Genomic DNA, 19234 nt, shown 5'->3' with positions numbered 1-19234 from the left:
GCACGGCACCGGCACGCTGCCCATGCCCTGCCGAGGACTGTCCCGAGGCACCGGGAGTGCCCGCCCCTTCCCATTCCCCACGAACCACGGACATCAGCCCCCAGACCACGGAGCATATCCATGAGCGAACTGATCACCGCCGCCTCGCTGCCGGGCAAGGCGGCCCCCGACTTCCGGCTGGCGGACGCATCGGGCGCGCCGCGCGCCCTTGCCGACTTTGCCGGAGCATGGCTGGTGCTCTACTTCTACCCCAAGGCCAGCACCCCCGGCTGCACCCGCGAGGCGCGCGACTTTACCTGCATGCTGCCCGACTTTGCCGCAGCGGGCGCGGCAGTGGCCGGGGTAAGCCCCGATTCGCCGAAAGCCATCGGCAACTTCACGCTGAAGCAGGACCTGGGCGTGGTGCTGCTGAGCGACCCGGACCGGGCGGTGGCCAAGGCCTACGGCGCCTTCGGCACCAAGATGCTATACGGCAAGGCGGTGACCGGCATCGTGCGGTCCACCTTCCTCATCGGGCCGGATGGCACGGTGCGGGCGGCGTGGTCGCCGGTGAAGGTGGACGGGCATGCCCAGGCGGTGCTGGACGAACTGCGGCGGCTGACGACAGGATAACATCGCCCGGCGTCCGACAACTGTCCGATGCCGTAGTCGCAACGCACGGATAACAGAACCATACGGAACAAACGAAACGGGGCGGTTTCCCGTGGTGAACCCACGGGAAACCGCCCCTTTCAACGTCACACGGCGCGCAAGGCAGCGTATCCGCCGCCAGACGCCTGCACCCGGCATCGGGCGCGATGCTACATTTCCACCTGCTGGATGCCGTCCAGACGCCACATCTCGTTGCCGGTACGCACGAAGTGCCATACCTCGCGTACCTGGCTGGGGGCATCGGCCTGGGCATCCTCGCGCATCAGCACGTCAAAGAACACCGTGGCCACGCTACGGCCCTTCTCTTCGGTGACGGACAACACGCTGGCGTTGCAGTACAGCACCTCGGTCCGCGAGGGGCTGGGGTCGTCCTGGGCTTGTTGGGTGATTTCCCGAAGTATCTCGGGGGTGGTGAACTGGGCGATGTCGTCCAGGTCGCGCCGGTCCCACGAGGCTTGCAGGCGGTTGTAGGCCAGCTTGGCCCCGCGCAGGAAGTCCTCGGTGTCGAAGCCCTCGGGAATGCCAGGCGACGCGGGTTGTGCGTCGGCGGCAGTGGCCGGGGCGGCGCGCAGGGCATCCCACCCGGCGCCGGACTGGGCGCCGTAGTCGGCGGCGCGGCGCATGCCGCCGGGCTGACCGGAAGCGGAGGCCGGTGCGGGGGTGCTACCGCGACGGGCGGCAAAGAGCTTCAGCCCCATGAAAACCACCAGCGCCACGAGCAGCATGTCCATCATGCCCACGCCGCCAAAGCCGCCGCCGAACAGCAGCGAGCCTATCAGGCTGCCCGCCAGCATGCCGCCCAGAATGCCGCCGAACCCGCCGAAACGGGAGCGCGGGGCCTGCTGCGGGGTGGCGGGGCCGGGCTGCGGGGTCTGCTGCTGCCGGTTGAGGTTGGGGCTGGCAGGAGAAGAAGGCGAAGGCTGGCTGGGTGTGAAGCTGCGCTGGTAACTGGGGCTGCCGCCGAACGACTTGCCCCCGCCAAGGCGCTTGGCGTCGGCGAGGTCGGTCATGCTCAGGCAAAGGGCCACGGCCACGGCCAGGCAACAGGCAAGAATCCGGGTACGGGTCATGGGTACTCCCGATGGTTGCGTGCGGTTGGTCGAAGTCGGGGTAGACAGGCGGGCTGTGCCCACCGGCATACCGCATCAGTTGCGGCCCGCAAGGTATCGGGCCGGTGCAACGACGGGGGTGTCGGTGCGGCGTCGGTCCACCATCGAAACGGCGGCATGCGACGGGCGGCGCTGCGGCTTCTGGCCGGGAGCGCCGGGCAGATGCGTGGGAAGGATGACTTCGGCAAAGCCGCAGACAGCCCCAATCAGCATGTTCCTTCACTGCAACGTCACGCGACGCCAGCGGTGAAAGGACGATTGGTGCAATCAACGGATGACGCCAAGCCCCTTCAACATCTGCACGAACAGTTGGCGGTCGATGGGCTTGGGCACGTACGACGTGGCCCCGCCCTTGTAATAGGCCTCCACCACGTTGCGCGGATCGTCGAGGGCGGTGGTCATGACCACGGGCACCTCGTCGGCAGGGGCCACCCCGCGCTCGCGCTCCATGGCGCGGATGCGCCGCAGGGCCTCCTGTCCGTCCATCTCTGGCAACATGATGTCCAGACAGACAAGATCATACGGCTGCTGCGCGTTCAGCGCCGCCGCGAATGCCTCCACCGCCTCGACACCGCTGACGGCAATGTCGCTGACCCCGTAAGGAGCAAGGATGGTCTGCAAGTACTTGCGGCTGGTGAAGTCGTCCTCGACGATGAGCACGCGCATGGGAAGGCCTCCGGACCGATTCTGACGCCGGGCCGGTGCGCCGTGAAGGCAGCACCGGTGGCGTTCGGGCAATCATAAGGCTTCGCCCGTGGAATGCAAGCCATCAAGCGGCAACCAATCACGCGCCCTACCCACTGCATGCGCCGTGCAGTGCCTCTTTATCGCGCTGTTCCGCTGGCCTGCGGATGCGACAACGCCCGGCCCCGGCAAACACCGGAACCGGGCGGACAGTGCGGCGCGCAGCCGGCGGGTTAGCCCGCCGTGCGCTACTTGGCAGGCTTGAAGGCGTCGAAGCGGGTCCAGAGCACCGCGCCGATTTCCACGTCCTTCATGGTGCCATCAGGCCCCTTGACCTGCTCGGGCCCGGTGGTCAGCGCGGCAAAGCCCCACCAGCCCGCCAGCGGGCAGGCAGCGGTGAACACGCCGTTGGCGTCGGTCTTGACCACCTGGGTCACGTGGAACTCGGTGGGCGCGGCGTACTTGCCCTGGGCATTGTAGTATTCCACTTCCACGTCCACGCCGGGGGCGGGCTTGCCGTCCAGCATGGCCACGCCGGTGAACACGCCGCCCGCGTAATTGCCGAAGGGCCGGGTAAGGGGAATGATCTCGAACTTCAGCCCCGCCGGGGTGTCCCAGCCGTCCTCGTTGCCGAAGGCGGGAACCACCACCTTGGTCAGGTGCTGGATGTAGCAGTCTTCTTCCGGTTCCCAGTACAGCTTGGGTTCCATGGTGAACATGTACACGCCGGGCTTGGGAAAGGTGAAATCGGTCTTCCAGGCGGCCTTGCCCATGACCTTGGCTTCCTTCAGCGAGGCCAGCAGGTCGGTGCGCTCGGTCTTGTCACCGTCCACCCGCACCACGCCGAAGGCCTGGGGGCGTTCCAGGTTCATGCCGTGCCCCTCGAAGGGGTGGGAGAACGACAGGGTGACGGTGGTGGCGCGCTTGGTGGCGGTGGCCACCGGGGCGTCGGGGATGATCATGCCGAAGTGGGCAAGGGCCGGGGCCGCCGTGACGAGCACCAGCGCCAGCGCGCCGACAAGCCTGCGAAGCTGCATAGGATACTCCTTTCCTGTTGATATGCGTGCAAGAATACGAAGCGTAAAATATGAAATGCTTCGTTACACGAAACATCATGTCGTGTCACCATTAAAAGCACGCAAGGGCCGAGATGCAGGCCGTCTGGCCCGCGCTCTCGGCCCTCTCCTACGGGGAACGTGGTCGGCTGCAACGGGAAATCAGGCGAAGCCGCCGTTCACCCGCACCACCTGGGCATTGACCCAGCCGCCTTCCGGCCCGGCCAGGAAGGACACCACGGCGGCTATCTCTTCCGGCGTGCCCAGCCGCTCCAGGGGAGCAAGCTTGCCGATGGCGGCGATCTGTTCTTCGGTCTTGCCGTTCAGGAACAGGTCCGTGGCCACCGGACCGGGTGCCACGGCGTTGACGGTGATGGACCGCCCCCGCAGTTCGTTGGCCAGCACCCGCACCAGCCCTTCCACCCCCGCCTTGCTGGCGATGTACGGTCCGTAACCGGGAAACGACTTGGCGATGACGCTGCTGGAAAGGGCAATGATGCGCCCGCCCGCCGTGAGCGTGTTCGCCGCCCGGGACAGCACGTTGAAGGTACCGGTCAGGTTGGTGCGCATCACCCTCTCGAAGGCGGCGGTATCGCCCCCGGCAATGGGCAGCATGGGCATGACGCCCGCGCTGTTCACCACCACCCCCACCGGGCCGAAGGCAGCGTGCGCGGCGTCGAACAGGCGCTCAACGTCGCCCGCCTCGCCCACATCGCCGGGCACGGCCACGGCACGTCCGCCCGCCGTGGTGATGGCGTCCACCACTTCAAGCGCGGCGGCTGCGTTGCTGGCGTAGTTGACCACCACGCCGAACCCGTCCCGCGCCAGGCGCAGGGCGATGGCCCGGCCTATGCCGCGCGAACCGCCGGTGACGATGGCATTCCTTGCTGTCGATTCCATTGCATGCTCCTTGCGGTTGCCACGCGCGGGTTTGGGCTGTGGAGGGGGAAGGGGCTGTGGAAAAGGCCGGATAACGGCAACCGGCGGCGGCTATCCGCGCCAGTCAGGGGAGACGGGATGGGCCGGGGTGCGCGCCGCCACGGCGCAGTCTACGGCCACGGCACCGGCCCGCAGCAGGCAGTCCGCAGCGCGGGCCAACGTGGTGCCGGTGGTGCAGATGTCGTCCACCAGCAGGACGCGCCTGCCGCGCACTTCCGGGTGCGCGACGAACGCCCCGCGCAGGTTGCTGCGGCGCTCCTGGCGTGAAAGCCCGGTCTGCGGGCGGGTGGGTACCACGCGGGTCAGCCAGCCGGGACGCAGCGGCACGCCCAGGACGGCGGCGGGCAGGCGGGCGAGTTCCAGACACTGGTTGCAGCCCCTGCGCCGCAGCCGTTCCGGGTGCAGGGGCACCGGCACCACCCCGTCGGGCCGGGGCAGGTCGGCGCAGGCCGTGGCCAACAGCCCCCCCAGCAACCGTGCCGCGGCATGGTCTTCGGCAAATTTCACCCGCAGCACCAGATGACGCAGGGCGCCCTCGTACAGCCCGTGCATGCGAAAGGCCGCCCACGGCGGCGGGGTGGCCAGGCAATGCCCGCAGGGGGTATCCGGCAGCGCGGACAGGGCATGCGGCGCGCCGCAGCGCGGGCAAATGCCGCCCCGGCGCGGGGCCAGGGCCACGGCGCAGGCCGGACACAGGGGCGGGGCATGGGAAGAGGATTCCGGCGTGCCGGGCGGTGCGGCGGCATGCCCGTCGCACGGCCTGCCGCACGCGGCGCAACGCACCTCGGCCAGGCCGCAGGCACGCGCCCACGCCAGAAGGCGTGCCCGAAAGGGATGCACCGGCTACTGGTTCACGGCCATGGCCTGACCGTCGAACATGGCCCGCGCGGCGTTGCCGCCGTATTCCAGCACCCGCGCGCAGGTTGTCGGATCGTTGGCGATGTCGTCCGGGCCGTCATAGCCCGCCAGCAGCAGCGGTTCGGCCAGGGTGATGTTGAACGCCGCAAGGAAGTAACGCAACGTCAGCAGGCTGCCGTCAAAGATGTGCTCGCCCTTCTTGCGACCGGCCACCAGGGCCACCCAGGCCGTGCGGCGCGGCAGGGACAGCAGGCGCACATCGCCCGCCTCGCGCCGCAACCAGTACGACTGGCCCCTGTCGATGAAGGCCTTGAACATGGCAGGCAGGTGATAGAAGAACACCGGCGCGGCAAAGAACAGCGCGGGTGCCTCGTGCAGCATGGAGAACAGCGGCGCACTGCGGTCGGTGCCCTCCAGGAAGCACCAGCCGTTGGGATCGTGCTGGCAGCGGTAGCAGGACACACAGGGGCGCACCTCGTACTGGCGCATCAGCGTGACCTCTATGTTGCCGCCAGCCTCGGCGAATCCGCGCGCGAACAGCGCAGCCAGTTTGTCGCTGTTGCCGTTGGCGCGCGGGCTGCATGACAACGCCCGGGCAGGAATGGTGCTTGTGTTCATGGCTACTCCTTGCCGTGCCCCCCGGTGTGGCGCCCCCCACCGGCATCGTTTGGCCCCGTCGGCCCGTGCTGCCGCGCGTCGTCGCCGTCCGGCGTGCCTCGCCGGAAGCGGATTTCCGCATGGCTCTCGTGCCGGGTGACATCGGCCAGCCAGCCGGAAACCGTGTGCAGCGCACCCAGCGCCGCATCCACGGACCCGTGGCCGACCAGAAACACCAGAGCCGCATCCGGCTTGAAACGGAGGTACCAACCTACCTCCATGCCCACCCCTCAGCAGGTGGCGCGCAAATCGACGAGCAGCGGTTCCGGCATGTCCATAGGCTCCGCATATAACAGCCTGTACGTAAAGGCTACAGGGAAAACTCCGTGAAGTACGGGTTGTTCAATTTTTCGGAACCCACGGTGGTTTCCGGCCCGTGGCCGGGGTAGACCACGGTGTCGTCGGGCAGGGTAAATATCTTCTGCACCACCGAACGGCGCAGGGCGTCCAGGTCGCCGCCGGGAAAGTCCGTGCGGCCGATGGACCGGTGGAACAGCAGGTCGCCCACGATCACCGCGCCCGCCTGCGGAAAATGGAACGACAGGCTGCCCGGCGTGTGGCCCGGCGTTGCCAGGGCGCGGCAGGCGATGGCGCCCAATTCCAGCTCGCCCTCTTCCACCGGCTGGTAGCTGAACGGCGTCACCTTCGGAAAGCCGAAGGCTCCGCCCCGGCCCAGTTCCGTCTCCATCAGGAAGGCATCGGCGGCACTTGCCAGCACCGGCGCGCCAGTGGCTTCCGCCAGGGCCGCCGCGCCGTAGATGTGGTCGAAGTGCAGATGGGTGATCAGGATGTGCGTAAGCGCAAGCCCGTTCTTTTCCGCGTACTGGAGCAGGGGACGCGGCATGCCGCCGGGGTCCACGGCCACGGCAGCCCCGCCCAGGTGCACGAGATAGCCGTTGGTCTCCAGCGGCCCCATGGGAAAGGTGGAAATGCGCGGCTTCACAGGGCTCACAGGGCCTCCAGCAGCAGTGTTTCAAGGGGGACGCGATCGGACGATCCGCGTTGGGCGGGGCGCCCGGCCGCGATGAGGGCCATGAATTCATACCGTCCGGCGGGCAGGCCAAGGACCTGTTCCACTTGGTCAGCCTGGTTGACGATCTCGCCCAGCCACACCGCGCCAAGGCCCAGCGCGTGGGCGGCCAGCAGCAGGTTCTGGATGCAGGCCCCCGCGCCCTGATGGTCCTTCATGGGGTGGTAGCATGTCTCCCGGTCGAGAAACACGGCCACCAGCACCCCGGCGTCGCGCACGATGCGGGCGTACTTGGTGCAGCCCGCCAGCGCCTCCTGCCTGGGGTCGCCGGGCCGTACCACCAGAAAACGCCACGGCTGGTTGTTCAGGCCGCTGGGTGCCCAGCGGGCCGCGTCCAGCAGGGCCACGACCTCGTCGCGGGTGACCGGTTCGCCGGTAAAGCGGCGGATGCTGCGCCGCTCGTGCAGGGCGTCGAGCACGGCGCGGGATGCATCGGGAATATGCGGGTCCGTCATGTCCGTCATGGGTAGTTTCTTGGTAAATGCTTCAGGAAAATTTGTCGGAAACGGATGTGCCGCTCGGAGAGTGACGGGTTGTGGTGCCCGGCGGACAGGTACGCGCCAGTCCGGTCACAGTTGGCTGGTCGCACCAGTCTGGCCGCACCAGTCTGGCCTGACCGGACGATTTGAACCATAGCCCAAGCCACCGCCCGGTTCAACCATTCCCCGCGTGCACCGGACGGTGCTCCGCCTCGCCTCCGGGCCATGGCACACCTTGCCGCGCACAACTGCGCACGACTTTCCAACGGTGCGAAAAAACGGTATAAGCCATGTCCATGAAGCAGCCCACAGCACCAGGCGCCGCCGCGCCCGACAGTTTCCAGCCCGCCGACACCACCTGCCCTTCGACGCGGGCCGCTCGGTCCGAAAATCCGGGCCAGCCCGTGCGACAGGTACCGCTTACCCGGCGCGACCTGATCGCATTCGAACACCGCCTGCGCGACGCCATGGCCCGCGTGCTGTCCTTCAAGGCATACAGCCTGTATTTTCCCCGTGCCGCCAGCGGCCCGGAACCGCTGTGGCTGCCGCAGGAACGCAAGCTGCTGGTCCCGCTGATGCATCAGGGCGAACAGTTGGGCGTGTTCGTGGCGCGCGGCGTGCCCGCGCGCACGGCGCGTGCGCTTTCGCCCGTGCTGCCGGGCGTGGCCGGGCTGTGCCTGGAAAACCTGCAACTGTACAAGGCCAGCCTGACCGACCCGGTTACGGGGCTGGCCACCCGCCAACATCTGCTCGACGCCATAGCGCGCGAGGTGGACTGCATCCGCGACTGCTTTTCCACCGCGTCGGAAGGCAAGTGCGACCTGGTCGCCGGGCACCGGGCCAGCATGGGCGTCATCGCCGTGCGCCTGGGCAGCCTGCGCGAGGTGGCGCGAGACCACGGCTACGTCTTCGCCGACCGACTCATCGCCGCGCTGGCCGAAGAACTGCGCCGCGCCGCGCCGGAACAGGCGCTGGCCGCCCGCACCGGAGACTTCGAATTCGCCCTGTTCGTGCCTGCTGGCACGTCCGGTGGCTGCCGCAAGCTGGCCGTGGACATGGTGCGCCGCCTGCGTGGGGTGACCATCACCTGCGGGCTCACCGACGAACCGGTGGGGGTGACCGTTTCCGCCGGGTTCGCCGTCTACCCGCAGGACATGGAAGGCGCGGCCTTTGCCCGTGACCACGGCGAACAGGCCCGGGTGCTGCTGCGCAAATCGCGCATGGCCGCCGCCGTGGCCGTGGAGGCCGCCGCACTGGCACCGGGCGACGGCGACGGCAAGGGCGACGCCGCGCCCGGCGTACCGGTGATGGGCTTTTCGCGCATCCTGGCCGAAGGTGGCCGGGTGCTGGAAACCCTGCCCCTGTCACGGGTGGTGGTGAGCCTTGGCGGCAACATGAACGCCCGCGAAGGGCAGCGCTTTTCCGTGTGGTCGGTGGCCTACCCCGTGCGCGGCGGCTCGCAGGAGCCGCGCCAGCCCCTGTACAAGGGCGAGGTGGTGCTGATGGAAGTGCGCGACAACACCTCGCTGGCTGAAATCATGCACGTGGGCGACCCCACCTGGCCGGTGGAACCCGGCGACCGGCTGACCCTGCTGCCCGAGGAAAAGGGCGTCACCGTGCGCGACGGCGCAGGCGAAGCCCCACGCACCGATCCCCTGACCGGGCTGTTCCGCCACGGCGACTTCCTGGCCCGCTGGAGCGCGGAGCGCGAACGCTGCGACGCTTTTGCCCTGGCGCTCATCCGGCTGTCGGACGAGGGCCGCGAGCCGGAAGGCCGTGCCGCGCATCCGGAACAGCTCATGGCCGAGGCCGCCCAACTGTGCCGCGACCTTCTGGGCCCGCAGGCCCTGGGCGGACGCTACGGCCTGAACAGCCTGATCTTCTTCCACCCCGGCATGACGCCCGATGGCCCCGTCGGAACGGGCGGGGCGCGGGAAACATACGGCGCGCTGTGCCACGAACTGGAACGCCGCCTGCGCATCGGGGCCGCCGTAGGGGTGGCCTGCCATCCGTACCTCAGCTACCGCAAGGCCGACGCGCTGGAAAACTGCCTGAAGGCCCTGGAATACGCCATGCTGCTGCCCGCGCCGCGCGTGGGCGTGCTGGATTCTCTGGCGCTGAACATCAGCGCGGACAAGCGCTACAGCCTGGGCGACACCTTCGGGGCCATAGAGGAATACAAACTGGCCCTGCTGGCGGACGAAGGCAACACCATGGCCTGGAATTCGCTGGGGGTGTGCATGGCAGGGCTGGGGCGGCATTCCGAGGCGCGGCGCCACTTCGGCGAGGCGCTGACGCGCAAACCCGGCGACCCCATGGCCCTGTACAACCTGGGCACGGTCTGCCAGTCCGAGGGCGAAGCTGCGGAGGCGCGCGACTGCTTCCGCAAGTGCCTGCGCAACGCGCCGGGGCATGTCTACGCCCTGATCCGCCTGGGCCAACTGGCCGAAGGCGAGAAGCGCTTCGCCCAGGCCCGGCAGTACTACACCAAGGCCGCGAAACTGGACGGGGGCGCGGCGCTTACCTGCCGCCACCTGGCCCGGCTGTGCATGCGTCAGGGCCGCCCCGACGAGGCCCGCGAGCACCTGCACGAGGCGCTGCTGCACAACCCGCAGGACGCCATAGCCCTGCAACTCATGGCCCGGCTGTACCTGGACGGCGGCGAGGACCCGGAAATCGCGGAAGTGATGGCCCGGCAAAGCGTGGCCCTGCGCCCCGACCTGAAGCAGGGCTGGCTGGAACTGGCCCGCGCCCTGCAAGTGCGGGGGCGCGACCATGACGCCCGCGAGGCCCTGCTGCGCGCCGGGGAACGCTGAGGAACATGGCGTAGCGCAGTGGCCCGCACGCTGCCGCGCAGGCGGGGCAGGCCGCAAACGGGCGGCACGGAGGCGACAAGCCCGCACGGGGACGGCATGGGGAGCCACACGGGGGCTGGCTGCATTGCGCGCCCCTTGCGCCCTGCCAATTGATTGGGTACTCTTTCAGTGTGAGGACCCGATGCCCGGAACGCCACGGACGTTCCCCCCTGCCTCACCGCAACCGCAACGGCCCGCAGTGGCCGCGCGTGGCCGCAGCCCGTCCCCCCCCCCCCGACCCCGCCGGTACCCTGACCGGACCACATGGACCCCGCCCCCCCATCATCAGCGCCGCACGTGCGGCGCATCGCTTGGAACGGCATCAGCCTTTCCGCCCCGTCCGACTGGCAGCCCGCCGACGTGGAAGCACATTTCCTGTCGCTGGCCCGGCACGGCCGTATCGCGCTGGAGTGCGCGTGGCGGCCCGACCCCGCCGATTTTTCCATCCCTCGCCGCCGCGCGGCCCTGGAACGCCAAAACCGTCGCCTGCCCGGCTTCACTGCCGACCCGCGCCGGGTGCCCGCCCGCTGGGCGCAGGTGCTGGCCGCGTTGCGCCCCCGGCTGACCTACGTCCCCTTTGCCTGGCACGGGGGCTGCGGCGTGCTGGGGCACGATGGCGAGGCTGGCAGTTGCATCCAGGTGCGCTTTCCGTCGCTGCCCGCGACTGCCCCAGCGCCCGCCGTTTCTCCCGATCCCCCTGCCGCCCCCGCTTCGCCTGACGCACATGACAGCAGGGAAACCGCAGGATTCCGCACGGCACCCGCCATTACCCGGTTGCACCCCCCGCAACCCGACGAGGCAGCCCTGCTGGAAGCGGCGGCGGTGCTGTCCACACTGCGCCTGCACCCTCGGCACAAGGCAGCACCTTTCCGACTGCACGACCTGGAGCTTTCCGTGCCCGCCGGTTTCGCCCTGCGCACCTTCACCTTCAGGCCGGGGCTGTGCGCCCTGCACTTTCGCCGGGGGGCGGACACCCTGTCCATAGAGCGGCTTTCACCCGCCAACGTGGTGCTGCAGGGGCTGCCCCTGCGCCACTGGGCCGCCCGCCGGGCCGGGCTGGACACCCGCGAGGTGCATTCACGCCTGCCCCACTGCCAACCACCCCGTGCCCGCGAAGCCGCCTTCTGGCAACGCGTGGCGCGCCATTCCCTGCTGGGCGCCCTACCGATGCTGCGCGGCTTGGCGCGCACCACCACCCACGAGGAAGGCGCGGCATGGCTCGTGGGGGACGAAAACAAGCTGCTGGCGATATGCCTGCGCTGCGCCGAAGGCCCAGATACCGACGCCATGGCCGCCCTGTGCGCAAGCCTGCACCTCATCGAGACGGATTGACGCAGGGCAGCCTTCATCGCGCCCGGCGGCACCGTTGCCCCCCTTACTCCGCGCCCGACACCCGCCGTCGGTGCGTCTTGCGCTGGCACAGAAACCGGGGCTGGCACGGCCCTTTCCGCCCTGCCCTAGCCCTGCCCGCTCCGTGCCCGTGTCCGGCGTCGCGCCCGTCGCCAGCAGATGCCGTGCAGGCGGCTTCCGGCGGGCAGGCCGCGCCCATCCACACCCCCGGCGCGGCACGAACAGCACGCGGCGGACAGGGTATTCCCTGCCCGCCGCAACGTTCTGAAGCCTCAATCGGCACCGTCCGGGCGGTTCCGTACGCCCGGTCCGCCCCGGCACATGCCGTGCCGCGCCGACTAATATACCTTGCGCGAGGAAAACCCCGTCCCCAACACGTTGAAGGTGTTCTCCACGATCATGAACGCGTTGGGGTCGTGGCGAAACACCGTTTCTTCCAGCCGCTTCAGCTGGTAATTCTGCACCACGGTCATCAGCACCTGCTTGTCCCGCCCGGTGAAGGCTCCCTTGCCTTGCAGAAATGTCGCACCCCGATGCAGGTGCTGCAATATCTCCGCCGCAATGCATTCCGAACATTCGGAAATGATGAACACCATCTTGCGCTGGTTGAACAGCGAATGCACGTAATCCATCACCTGCGAATACGTGTACACCAGGATGACGGAATAGAGCACCATGTCCACGTCCAGCGTGGCCAGACCCACCATGAACAGCAGGAAGTTGTAGAGAAAACTCACCTGCCCCACGCGCATGCCCCAGCGCTGGTGGAGTATGATGGCGATGATGGTCGTGCCGCCCTCGCTGCCCAGCGAACGCAACACGATGCCAAGGCCCGCCCCGCACACGGTACCGGCCGCCACCGCCGCCAGCAGCGGATTGGCGATGTGTGCCTGCCAGGTGATGAACTGCGCGGCGATGGTGGTTACCGCCGTGCCGTACAGGCTGTACAGGAAGAAGCGGCGGCTGACGAACAGCCAGCCCAGCACGAAGATGGGCAGGTTGAGCAGCAGATACCATATGGCGGGCGACAGCACACCCGTGGCATAGTAGATGTAGATGCCCGTGCCGAATATGCCGCCGGAAATGAACCCGTGCGGCACGGCAATGGCGTTCATGCCCAGCGAGAACAGCACGCCCCCGATGGTCAGCAGCGCAAGGTTCCACCACACGGTCATGCTGACGTTGCGCAATTCGCGTTCGAACATCTGATTCCTCTGTGTTGTCCGCCGGCACCGGGACAAGGCGTGTCCGTGCCGGTCATGAAACGACGCTCGGCTGCCCATTCTACCACCACTCACCCCGACCGGACAGCCCCGCCATGGCGGCCTTGCACTGTCGGTCCTGCCCTGTCGGTCCAGCACTATCGGGCATGGCAACCCGGCAGGATTCCGCGCGGTTCTTCCCGCCGGACGCCTGGGGGGAGGTTGTGCTCCGACCGAAAACAGGTATAGAATGGTTCCAACAGGATACCTAGTCCATCAACGCGTACCATCCGCCACGAAGGAGGATTCACCCCATGCTCATTCGCGAATGGATGACCCAGGATGTCATCACCGTAACGCCCGATACGTCAATGATGAAGGCCTCCAAGATCCTCAAGGAAAACCGCATCCGCCGCCTGCCCGTGGTGGACGCCGAAGGCCGCCTGATCGGCATCGTCTCCGACCGGGACATCAAGGAAGCATCGCCCTCCAAGGCCACCACGCTCGACATGCACGAGCTGTACTATCTGCTTTCCGAAATCAAGGTTAAAGACATCATGACGCGCGACCCGTTCACGGTGCGCGCCGACGACACGGTGGAAACCGTGGCCCTGAACATGATCGAAAAGCGCATCGGCGGCCTGCCGGTCATCGACGACGCGGGCAAGCTGGTGGGCATCATTTCCGACAGCGACGTGTTCAAGGTGCTCATCACCATCACCGGGGTGCGCCACGGCGGCGTGCAGTTCGCCTTCGAACTGGAGAACACCCCCGGCACGCTGAAGCCCATCGTGGACACCCTACGCGAACACAACGCGCGCATCATCTCCATCCTCACCTCCATGGACGACAGCAACGGACCCACCCGCCGGGTGTACATCCGCATCCTGCCCATGGACCGCGCCGAGGAAAACCGCATCATCGAGGCGGTAAAGAGCCGCTTCTCGCTGATGTACTGGGCGCGCGACAACGTGCACCCCGCCTAGCAAGCGCACCGGGAAGTCCCGCGATCCGGCTGCCCCCAGCCCCCTCCCCCCTCCCTTGGACCGCACACGGCCCGCACCCAAAGAGGTGCGGGCCGTTTTTTCGTGCCTGCTGCCCGGAGTTTGCCCTTCTTTCAGGTTCCGAAAAAAAACCGGGGGCCTCGCGGCCCCCGGCGGGGTGTGCGGTTTCAGGCAGGGTAAGGCTTAGAACTCGTAGATGAAGTTGAAGACCAGCTTCTTGGCGTCGGAGTAGTCGTCCGAACCCCAGGTGTCTTCGTCCATGTCGAGCTTGATCCAGCCCATTTCGACCACGAGGGAAAGGTTCTCGTAGATCTTGTAGGTGGTGTCGAAGTTCACTTCGATGGCGCTGTCTTCGTCGGTCAGGAACACTTCGCCAGAGGCGGGAGCGAACGCGGTGATGGCGGCGGAGTTGCCCTTGATGGAATCGGCGTCGTTGGTGCCCTGCATGTAGACCACGCGGAACACGTGCGACAGGTTTTCCATGAAGGTGATGTCGGCCAGCTGCAGGCCCACGGCCCAGGTGCCAGCGCCATTAAGACCGAAGTAGGTGTCCTGACGGTACACGGAACCGGGGAAGCCGAAGCTGGTCACGCCCCAACCGGTGGGGGAGATGGAAGGCATGCGTTCGGAACCGTCGGTGATGTCGTCGTCTTCACCAGAGCCGTACCAGGCCAGGATGCCGGGCTTCACCATGTCGAGCTGGTACTCGGCAAGGGCGGCAACCAGCCAGCCAGCGCGTTCGGCGGATTCGGCGTCGTCGTCGGCGGTCTTGGAGCCATAGATGGCGTCGAGCTTCAGGGAGAAGGGAGCGAAGGCGCTCATTTCGAACGCCACGCCGCCCCACCAGGCGCCGTAGGTATCGGAGGAGGAATCGATGCCGCCGCCGATGGTTTCGGCCATGCTCAGCATGCCCTGGCCGAATTCCCAGCCGCCGTTGGTGGAACCGGAGAAGCTGGCATCCTTGCCCACGGAAGCGTACACGCCGTAGGGGGTGATCTTGAAGCCGTCCAGGGTCACGGGCACGATCAGGGCGAACACGTCGGCTTCGTCCTGCTGGCTGTTGCCGCTATTGCCGCTGTTGGTGTCGGCGGGGCGAGCCCACAGGGCGGTCACGCCGACTGTGTCGTTGATGGCGTAGGACAGGGTAAGACCGGCCACGTCGTCATCAAGCACGGGCGAGGAAGGCGCCACGGCGCCGGGCAGGGAGAGACCCTGGATACCCATGCGGACCTTCAGGTCGGTGTTGGGCACGATCCAGTCGATGTACGAACGGCGCACTTCGACGGTGCGACCATCGGCGCCCAGGGCGCCGCCCTGGTCAGTACCGGAGCTGGCGGCGCGGCCCCAGATGGTGTTGCCGATTTCGAAGAACACGACGCCCTTCAGGGATTCGCTGGCGATGATGTCGATCTGGGTGCGGAAGCGCTGGCTGGCGGTGAAGTCGTCGTCGCTGTTGCCGTCGTCATCGGCAGAGGTGTAGTCGCCGCTGTCCAGCCACGAAAAATCGAACGCCCACACGCCCTTGGCCTTGATGTCGGCGGCCTGGGCAGCGGAGAAGGCGCCCAGCACCAGCGCGAAGGCCAGCATCAGGGTAGCAAAACGTTTCATGGAATCTCCTTCCTTCTTTGCGGTTGGGGTTGCCTGAAACCACCCGCACTACCTACCGGAAGTTTAAAATTTTGGCAACAATCGTGCGACAGGCTCTTTTTCCCCGCTGCCAAGCACATTTTTTGTACGACAAAAATGGCAACAACAGCATTGCGCGGTTCAGCACGCACCTACACCACCCCAATTGTCACATGGGCGCCGCTAACACCGCACCCTCCACCAGGTACAGCCCGTTCCGTCTGCGCATGCCCCCCGGAACTGTTATGCCCCATACCACGATAAGACTTCCGTACATGGACAGCAAAAACCCCGCGCGTGGCGCGGGGTTTTCTACATACAAAAAGGGGAGGCCTTGCGGCCTCCCCCTCGGGATGCGTCAGGAACACTGCGCCTTAGAAGCTGTACTTCAGGTTGAAGCCGAGCTTCCAGGCGTCGCTGAAGTCGTCGGAACCCCAGGTGTCTTCGTCGGCGTCGAGCTTGATGTAGCCCATTTCGACGATGAGGTCCAGGTTCTCGTAGATCTTGTAGAAGTGATCGAAGTTCACTTCGATGGCGCTGTCCTTGTCGGTCAGGTACAGGCCGTTGACGGCATCGGGACGAATGCTGGCGACGCTGGCCATGTCTTCGTCGTTGGTGCCTTCCATGTACACAACGCGAACGGTGTGCTTCAGGTTCTCCACGAAGGAGATGTTGGCCAGCTGCACGCCAACGCCCCACATGCCGGTGCCGCTGACGGACACCAGCGAGTCGGTGGCGATGGGGGCGCCGACCTTGTCGAAGCCGAACGAAGTGGGACCGAAGTCGGGCGAGATGTAGGGCATGCGCTCGGAGCCGTTGGTGTCGTCGTCGTCGTCACCAGAGGCGTACCAAGCGAAGATGCCGGGGGTCATCATGTCCATCTTGTAGTCCACGGAGCCGATGACCAACCAGCCGGAGCGGTCGGCTTCTTCGTCGTCGCCGTCAACGGCGCCGTACATGGCGTCCAGCTTGACGGACAGGGGCGAGAACATGGACACTTCAAAGGAAGCGCCACCCCACCAGGCGGTGGTTTCTTCGGCAAGGCCGTAACCGATGGAGGTCAGACCGTAGGCGGCCTGAGTGCGCGAAGCGCTGTTGCCGGTGGTCAGATCCACGTCTTCGCCGATGGAGCCGAACATCGCCCAGGGGGTGATCTTCACGCCGTCGAGGGACACGGGCAGGATGGCGCCGAACAGGTCGATTTCGTCGTTCTGCACGTTGCCGCTGTTGCCGCTGCTGGTGTCGTACGGACGAGCCCAGAAGCCGGTCAGGCTGACCATGTCGCTGAACTTGTAAGACAGGGTAAGGGCGGCCACGTCGTCGTCGAGGATCGGGGAACCGGCCACGGCGCCGGGCAGGGCCAGGCCCTGGATGCCCATGCGGACCATCAGGTCGGTGTTGGGCACGGTCCAGTCGATGTACGAACGCTTCACTTCAACAGTGCGGCCGTCGGCGCCAAGGGCACCGCCCTGGTCGGTGGAACCGGCGCGACCCCAGATGGTGTCGCCCATTTCGAAGAACACCACGCCGCGCAGGTTTTCGCTGGCGATGATGTCGATCTGGGTACGCAGACGCTGCACGGCACCGAAGTCGTCTTCGCTGTTGCCGTCCTGCTCACCATCCTGGAAGTCGGTGTTGTCCAGCCACTGGAACGCGAAATCCCACTGGCCCTTCACCTTGATGTCGGCGGCCGAGGCGCCGGCGACGGAGCCGAGCACCAGCATGGCGGCGAGCATCAGAGTTACGATGCGCTTCATTGTTTTCCCTTCCTTCCTTTGCGGTTCAAGTGCGATGTTCCTGACGCGGGAACACAAGGTTCGGAGTGCAAATTACTCCACCCGGAAAACCTTGGCAAGAGCCGGTGTAAAATTTTTTTTACGGTAGAGGATTTTTGCCCGGTTCCGACAAAAAACGACACAATGCCCGGCCATGCCCCCCTAGCACCCCGTCCACCCTTGACGCGCGCGGCCCCGATGGAGGAGATGGGTGAGACAGGAACGCGGCGTCCCTTGCCCCGCCCCTTGCCCTGGCCATCCCCTGCGCACGGCCCGTCACCCGAAAGTCACGTTTTTGACACATGGCACCGCCCCGGCGGGCCGCCCCATTTCCGCATGCAAAAGCCCGTCATGTCGAGCATTCCCGATACTCCCGGCGTCTACCTGTACAAGGACGCCGCCGGGCGCATCCTGTACGTGGGCAAGGCCAAGCACCTGCGCAAACGCATCGCGTCCTACTTTCGCGAGGCCGCCGAGGGCGCCCCGCCGCCCCAGACCCCCAAGACCCTGGCCATGCTGCGCCAGGCCGAACGGCTGGATACCCTCAGCACCACCACCGAAAAGGAGGCGCTGCTGCTGGAGGCCAGCCTTATCAAGAAGCACCGGCCCCGCTACAACATCGTGCTGCGCGACGACAAGCAGTACGTGCTCTTTCGCCTGCAAAAAAAGCATCCCTACCCGCGCCTGGACATCGTACGCGCCGTGCGGCGCGACGGCGCCCAGTACTACGGCCCGTTCACCTCCGCCGGGGCGGCCCGCGCCACGTGGAAGGCCATCCACCGCGCCTTTCCCCTGCGCCGCTGCACGGACAGGGCACTGGAAAACCGGGTGCGCCCCTGCCTGTATCATTTTATAGGGCAGTGCCTTGCCCCGTGCGTGTTCGACGTGCCGCAGGACGAGTACGCCGCGCTGGTGCAGCGGGTGGAAATGCTGCTCTCGGGCCGCTCTGGCGAACTGGTGGGGCAGTTGCGCAGGGAGATGGAAACCGCCTCCGAGGCGCTGGAATTCGAACGGGCCGCCGTACTGCGCGACCAGATCCGCGCCGTGGAACGCACCGTGGAGCGCCAGGCCGCCGTGCTGCCGGGCGGGGGCGACCTGGACGTGGTGGGCATAGTGGATACCGGCGGCGGGCTGGGCCTTGGTGTGCTGTTCGTGCGCCAGGGCGCGGTGCTGGACGGTCGGGCCTTCCTGTGGCCGGGCCTTGGCTTCGAGGAAGCCCCAGAACTGCTGCTGAGCTTTCTGGGCCAGTTCTACGGCCCGCATTCGGCCATTCCCTCGCGCATCGTGGTGCCGTGGCTGCCCGTGACGGATGGAGTGGACGGGCCGGATGGTGCGGACGGGCCAGAGGAAACGGACGAACCGGAAAGGCCGGAACGAGGCGTCGAGGCCGGAACTCCCGTGCCACAAGCTGCGCCGGGCGGACCCCGAACGGGGACCGGATTGTCCGTATCGACCGACGCAGCCACGTTGGCTGATGCAGCCGAGTCGCACGGGGCAAAAGGACCGCACGCCCCGGGCGCCGTAACTTCCGCTGCGGTGTCGGAAGCTGCCGCGTCCCCGCCCGCGCCCCTCCCCTCCTTGGCGGCCACGGACATGAGCCTGCGCGCCATAGAGGAAACCCTGGCCGACCTGCGCGGCGGCCCGGTGCGCATCGTGGCGCCCCGCTCGCCCGAAGAGAACCGGCTGGTGGACATGGCCGCAGCCAATGCCCGCGAACATGCCCGCCGCGAAACGGAAGCCCCCCTGCCGGACCTGCTGGCCCGCGCCCTGCACCTGCCCGCTCCCGTGCGCCGGGTGGAGGCCGTGGACATTTCGCACACCGGGGGCCGGTCCACTCGCGCGGGCATGGTGGTCTTCGAGGATGGACGCCCGGTGCGCGACGCCTGGCGCGCCTATGCCCTTGATCGTCCCGTGGACCGTCCCGTGGACCGTCCCGTGGACCGTCCCGTGGACCGTCCCG

General features: G+C 67.2%; 18 protein-coding genes. 5 read left to right on the top strand and 13 right to left on the bottom strand.

What is annotated here, in order from left to right:
- Positions 1-120: 120 nt before the first annotated feature.
- Entirely contained in the window at positions 121-612 is a 492-nt protein-coding gene (locus ABWO17_RS08305; protein ID WP_353117450.1) for a peroxiredoxin, read from the top strand.
- A gap of 188 nt (positions 613-800) precedes the next feature.
- Here the strand turns inward: ABWO17_RS08305 and ABWO17_RS08300 are convergent, their stop codons facing one another.
- From ABWO17_RS08300 to ABWO17_RS08255, 10 genes are all read right to left on the bottom strand, one after another.
- Positions 801-1721, bottom strand: a complete 921-nt coding sequence (locus tag ABWO17_RS08300; protein WP_353117448.1) for a Tim44 domain-containing protein — start codon at positions 1719-1721, stop codon at positions 801-803.
- A gap of 75 nt (positions 1722-1796) precedes the next feature.
- Positions 1797-1973, bottom strand: coding sequence for a hypothetical protein (locus ABWO17_RS08295; protein ID WP_353117446.1), 177 nt, complete (start codon positions 1971-1973; stop codon positions 1797-1799).
- 54 nt (positions 1974-2027) lie between these two features.
- A complete protein-coding gene (locus tag ABWO17_RS08290; protein ID WP_353117444.1) occupies positions 2028-2426 on the bottom strand; it encodes a response regulator in 399 nt (132 codons plus the stop codon).
- Between the two features lie 266 nt (positions 2427-2692).
- Positions 2693-3481, bottom strand: a complete 789-nt coding sequence (locus ABWO17_RS08285; RefSeq protein WP_353117442.1) for a DUF4198 domain-containing protein — start codon at positions 3479-3481, stop codon at positions 2693-2695.
- Positions 3482-3661: 180 nt separating this feature from the next.
- Complete coding sequence (locus ABWO17_RS08280) at positions 3662-4399, bottom strand: SDR family oxidoreductase (protein ID WP_353117440.1); 738 nt, start codon at positions 4397-4399, stop codon at positions 3662-3664.
- Between the two features lie 90 nt (positions 4400-4489).
- Positions 4490-5278: a ComF family protein gene (locus ABWO17_RS08275; RefSeq protein ID WP_353117438.1), complete on the bottom strand. Its 789-nt coding sequence runs from the start codon at positions 5276-5278 to the stop codon at positions 4490-4492.
- A 3-nt stretch (positions 5279-5281) separates the two neighbouring features.
- A complete protein-coding gene (locus ABWO17_RS08270; RefSeq protein ID WP_353117436.1) occupies positions 5282-5914 on the bottom strand; it encodes a flavodoxin family protein in 633 nt (210 codons plus the stop codon).
- Between the two features lie 2 nt (positions 5915-5916).
- Positions 5917-6174 (bottom strand): hypothetical protein, encoded by a 258-nt coding sequence (locus ABWO17_RS08265; RefSeq protein ID WP_353117434.1) that lies wholly within the window; start codon positions 6172-6174, stop codon positions 5917-5919.
- A gap of 89 nt (positions 6175-6263) precedes the next feature.
- Positions 6264-6896 carry an MBL fold metallo-hydrolase gene (locus ABWO17_RS08260; RefSeq protein WP_502914895.1) on the bottom strand — a complete coding sequence of 211 codons (633 nt, stop codon included), beginning with the start codon at positions 6894-6896 and terminating at the stop codon, positions 6264-6266.
- A 5-nt stretch (positions 6897-6901) separates the two neighbouring features.
- Positions 6902-7438: a nitroreductase family protein gene (locus tag ABWO17_RS08255; protein ID WP_353117501.1), complete on the bottom strand. Its 537-nt coding sequence runs from the start codon at positions 7436-7438 to the stop codon at positions 6902-6904.
- A 314-nt stretch (positions 7439-7752) separates the two neighbouring features.
- On the opposite strand from ABWO17_RS08255, the gene ABWO17_RS08250 reads away from it, so the two are divergent.
- Together ABWO17_RS08250 and ABWO17_RS08245 are read left to right on the top strand one after the other, a co-directional pair.
- The gene (locus tag ABWO17_RS08250; protein WP_353117432.1) at positions 7753-10278 is read left to right on the top strand and encodes a tetratricopeptide repeat-containing diguanylate cyclase; all 2526 of its coding nucleotides are present in this window, start codon (positions 7753-7755) and stop codon (positions 10276-10278) included.
- A 336-nt stretch (positions 10279-10614) separates the two neighbouring features.
- Positions 10615-11649, top strand: coding sequence for a hypothetical protein (locus ABWO17_RS08245; RefSeq protein WP_353117430.1), 1035 nt, complete (start codon positions 10615-10617; stop codon positions 11647-11649).
- Positions 11650-12005: 356 nt separating this feature from the next.
- Here the strand turns inward: ABWO17_RS08245 and ABWO17_RS08240 are convergent, their stop codons facing one another.
- A complete protein-coding gene (locus ABWO17_RS08240) occupies positions 12006-12872 on the bottom strand; it encodes a YitT family protein (protein ID WP_353117428.1) in 867 nt (288 codons plus the stop codon).
- Between the two features lie 311 nt (positions 12873-13183).
- Here ABWO17_RS08240 and ABWO17_RS08235 point away from each other — a divergent pair, with 311 nt between their 5' ends.
- Positions 13184-13855 (top strand): CBS domain-containing protein, encoded by a 672-nt coding sequence (locus ABWO17_RS08235; RefSeq protein WP_353117427.1) that lies wholly within the window; start codon positions 13184-13186, stop codon positions 13853-13855.
- Between the two features lie 201 nt (positions 13856-14056).
- On the opposite strand, the gene ABWO17_RS08230 is transcribed toward ABWO17_RS08235, so the two are convergent.
- Positions 14057-15481 carry an outer membrane homotrimeric porin gene (locus ABWO17_RS08230; protein ID WP_353117425.1) on the bottom strand — a complete coding sequence of 475 codons (1425 nt, stop codon included), beginning with the start codon at positions 15479-15481 and terminating at the stop codon, positions 14057-14059.
- Between the two features lie 392 nt (positions 15482-15873).
- Positions 15874-17256: an outer membrane homotrimeric porin gene (locus ABWO17_RS08225; protein ID WP_353117423.1), complete on the bottom strand. Its 1383-nt coding sequence runs from the start codon at positions 17254-17256 to the stop codon at positions 15874-15876.
- Positions 17257-17610: 354 nt separating this feature from the next.
- Between ABWO17_RS08225 and uvrC the strand changes: the two genes are divergently transcribed.
- Positions 17611-19234: excinuclease ABC subunit UvrC (gene uvrC / locus ABWO17_RS08220; protein ID WP_353117421.1), on the top strand; the 1624-nt coding region annotated here is incomplete at its 3' end.

The sequence above is a fragment of the Nitratidesulfovibrio sp. genome (genome assembly GCF_040373385.1).
In the GTDB taxonomy this organism is placed as follows: domain Bacteria; phylum Desulfobacterota; class Desulfovibrionia; order Desulfovibrionales; family Desulfovibrionaceae; genus Cupidesulfovibrio.
The sequence above is the reverse complement of the archived record's forward strand: the minus strand, read 5'-3'. Positions and strand labels throughout refer to the sequence as shown.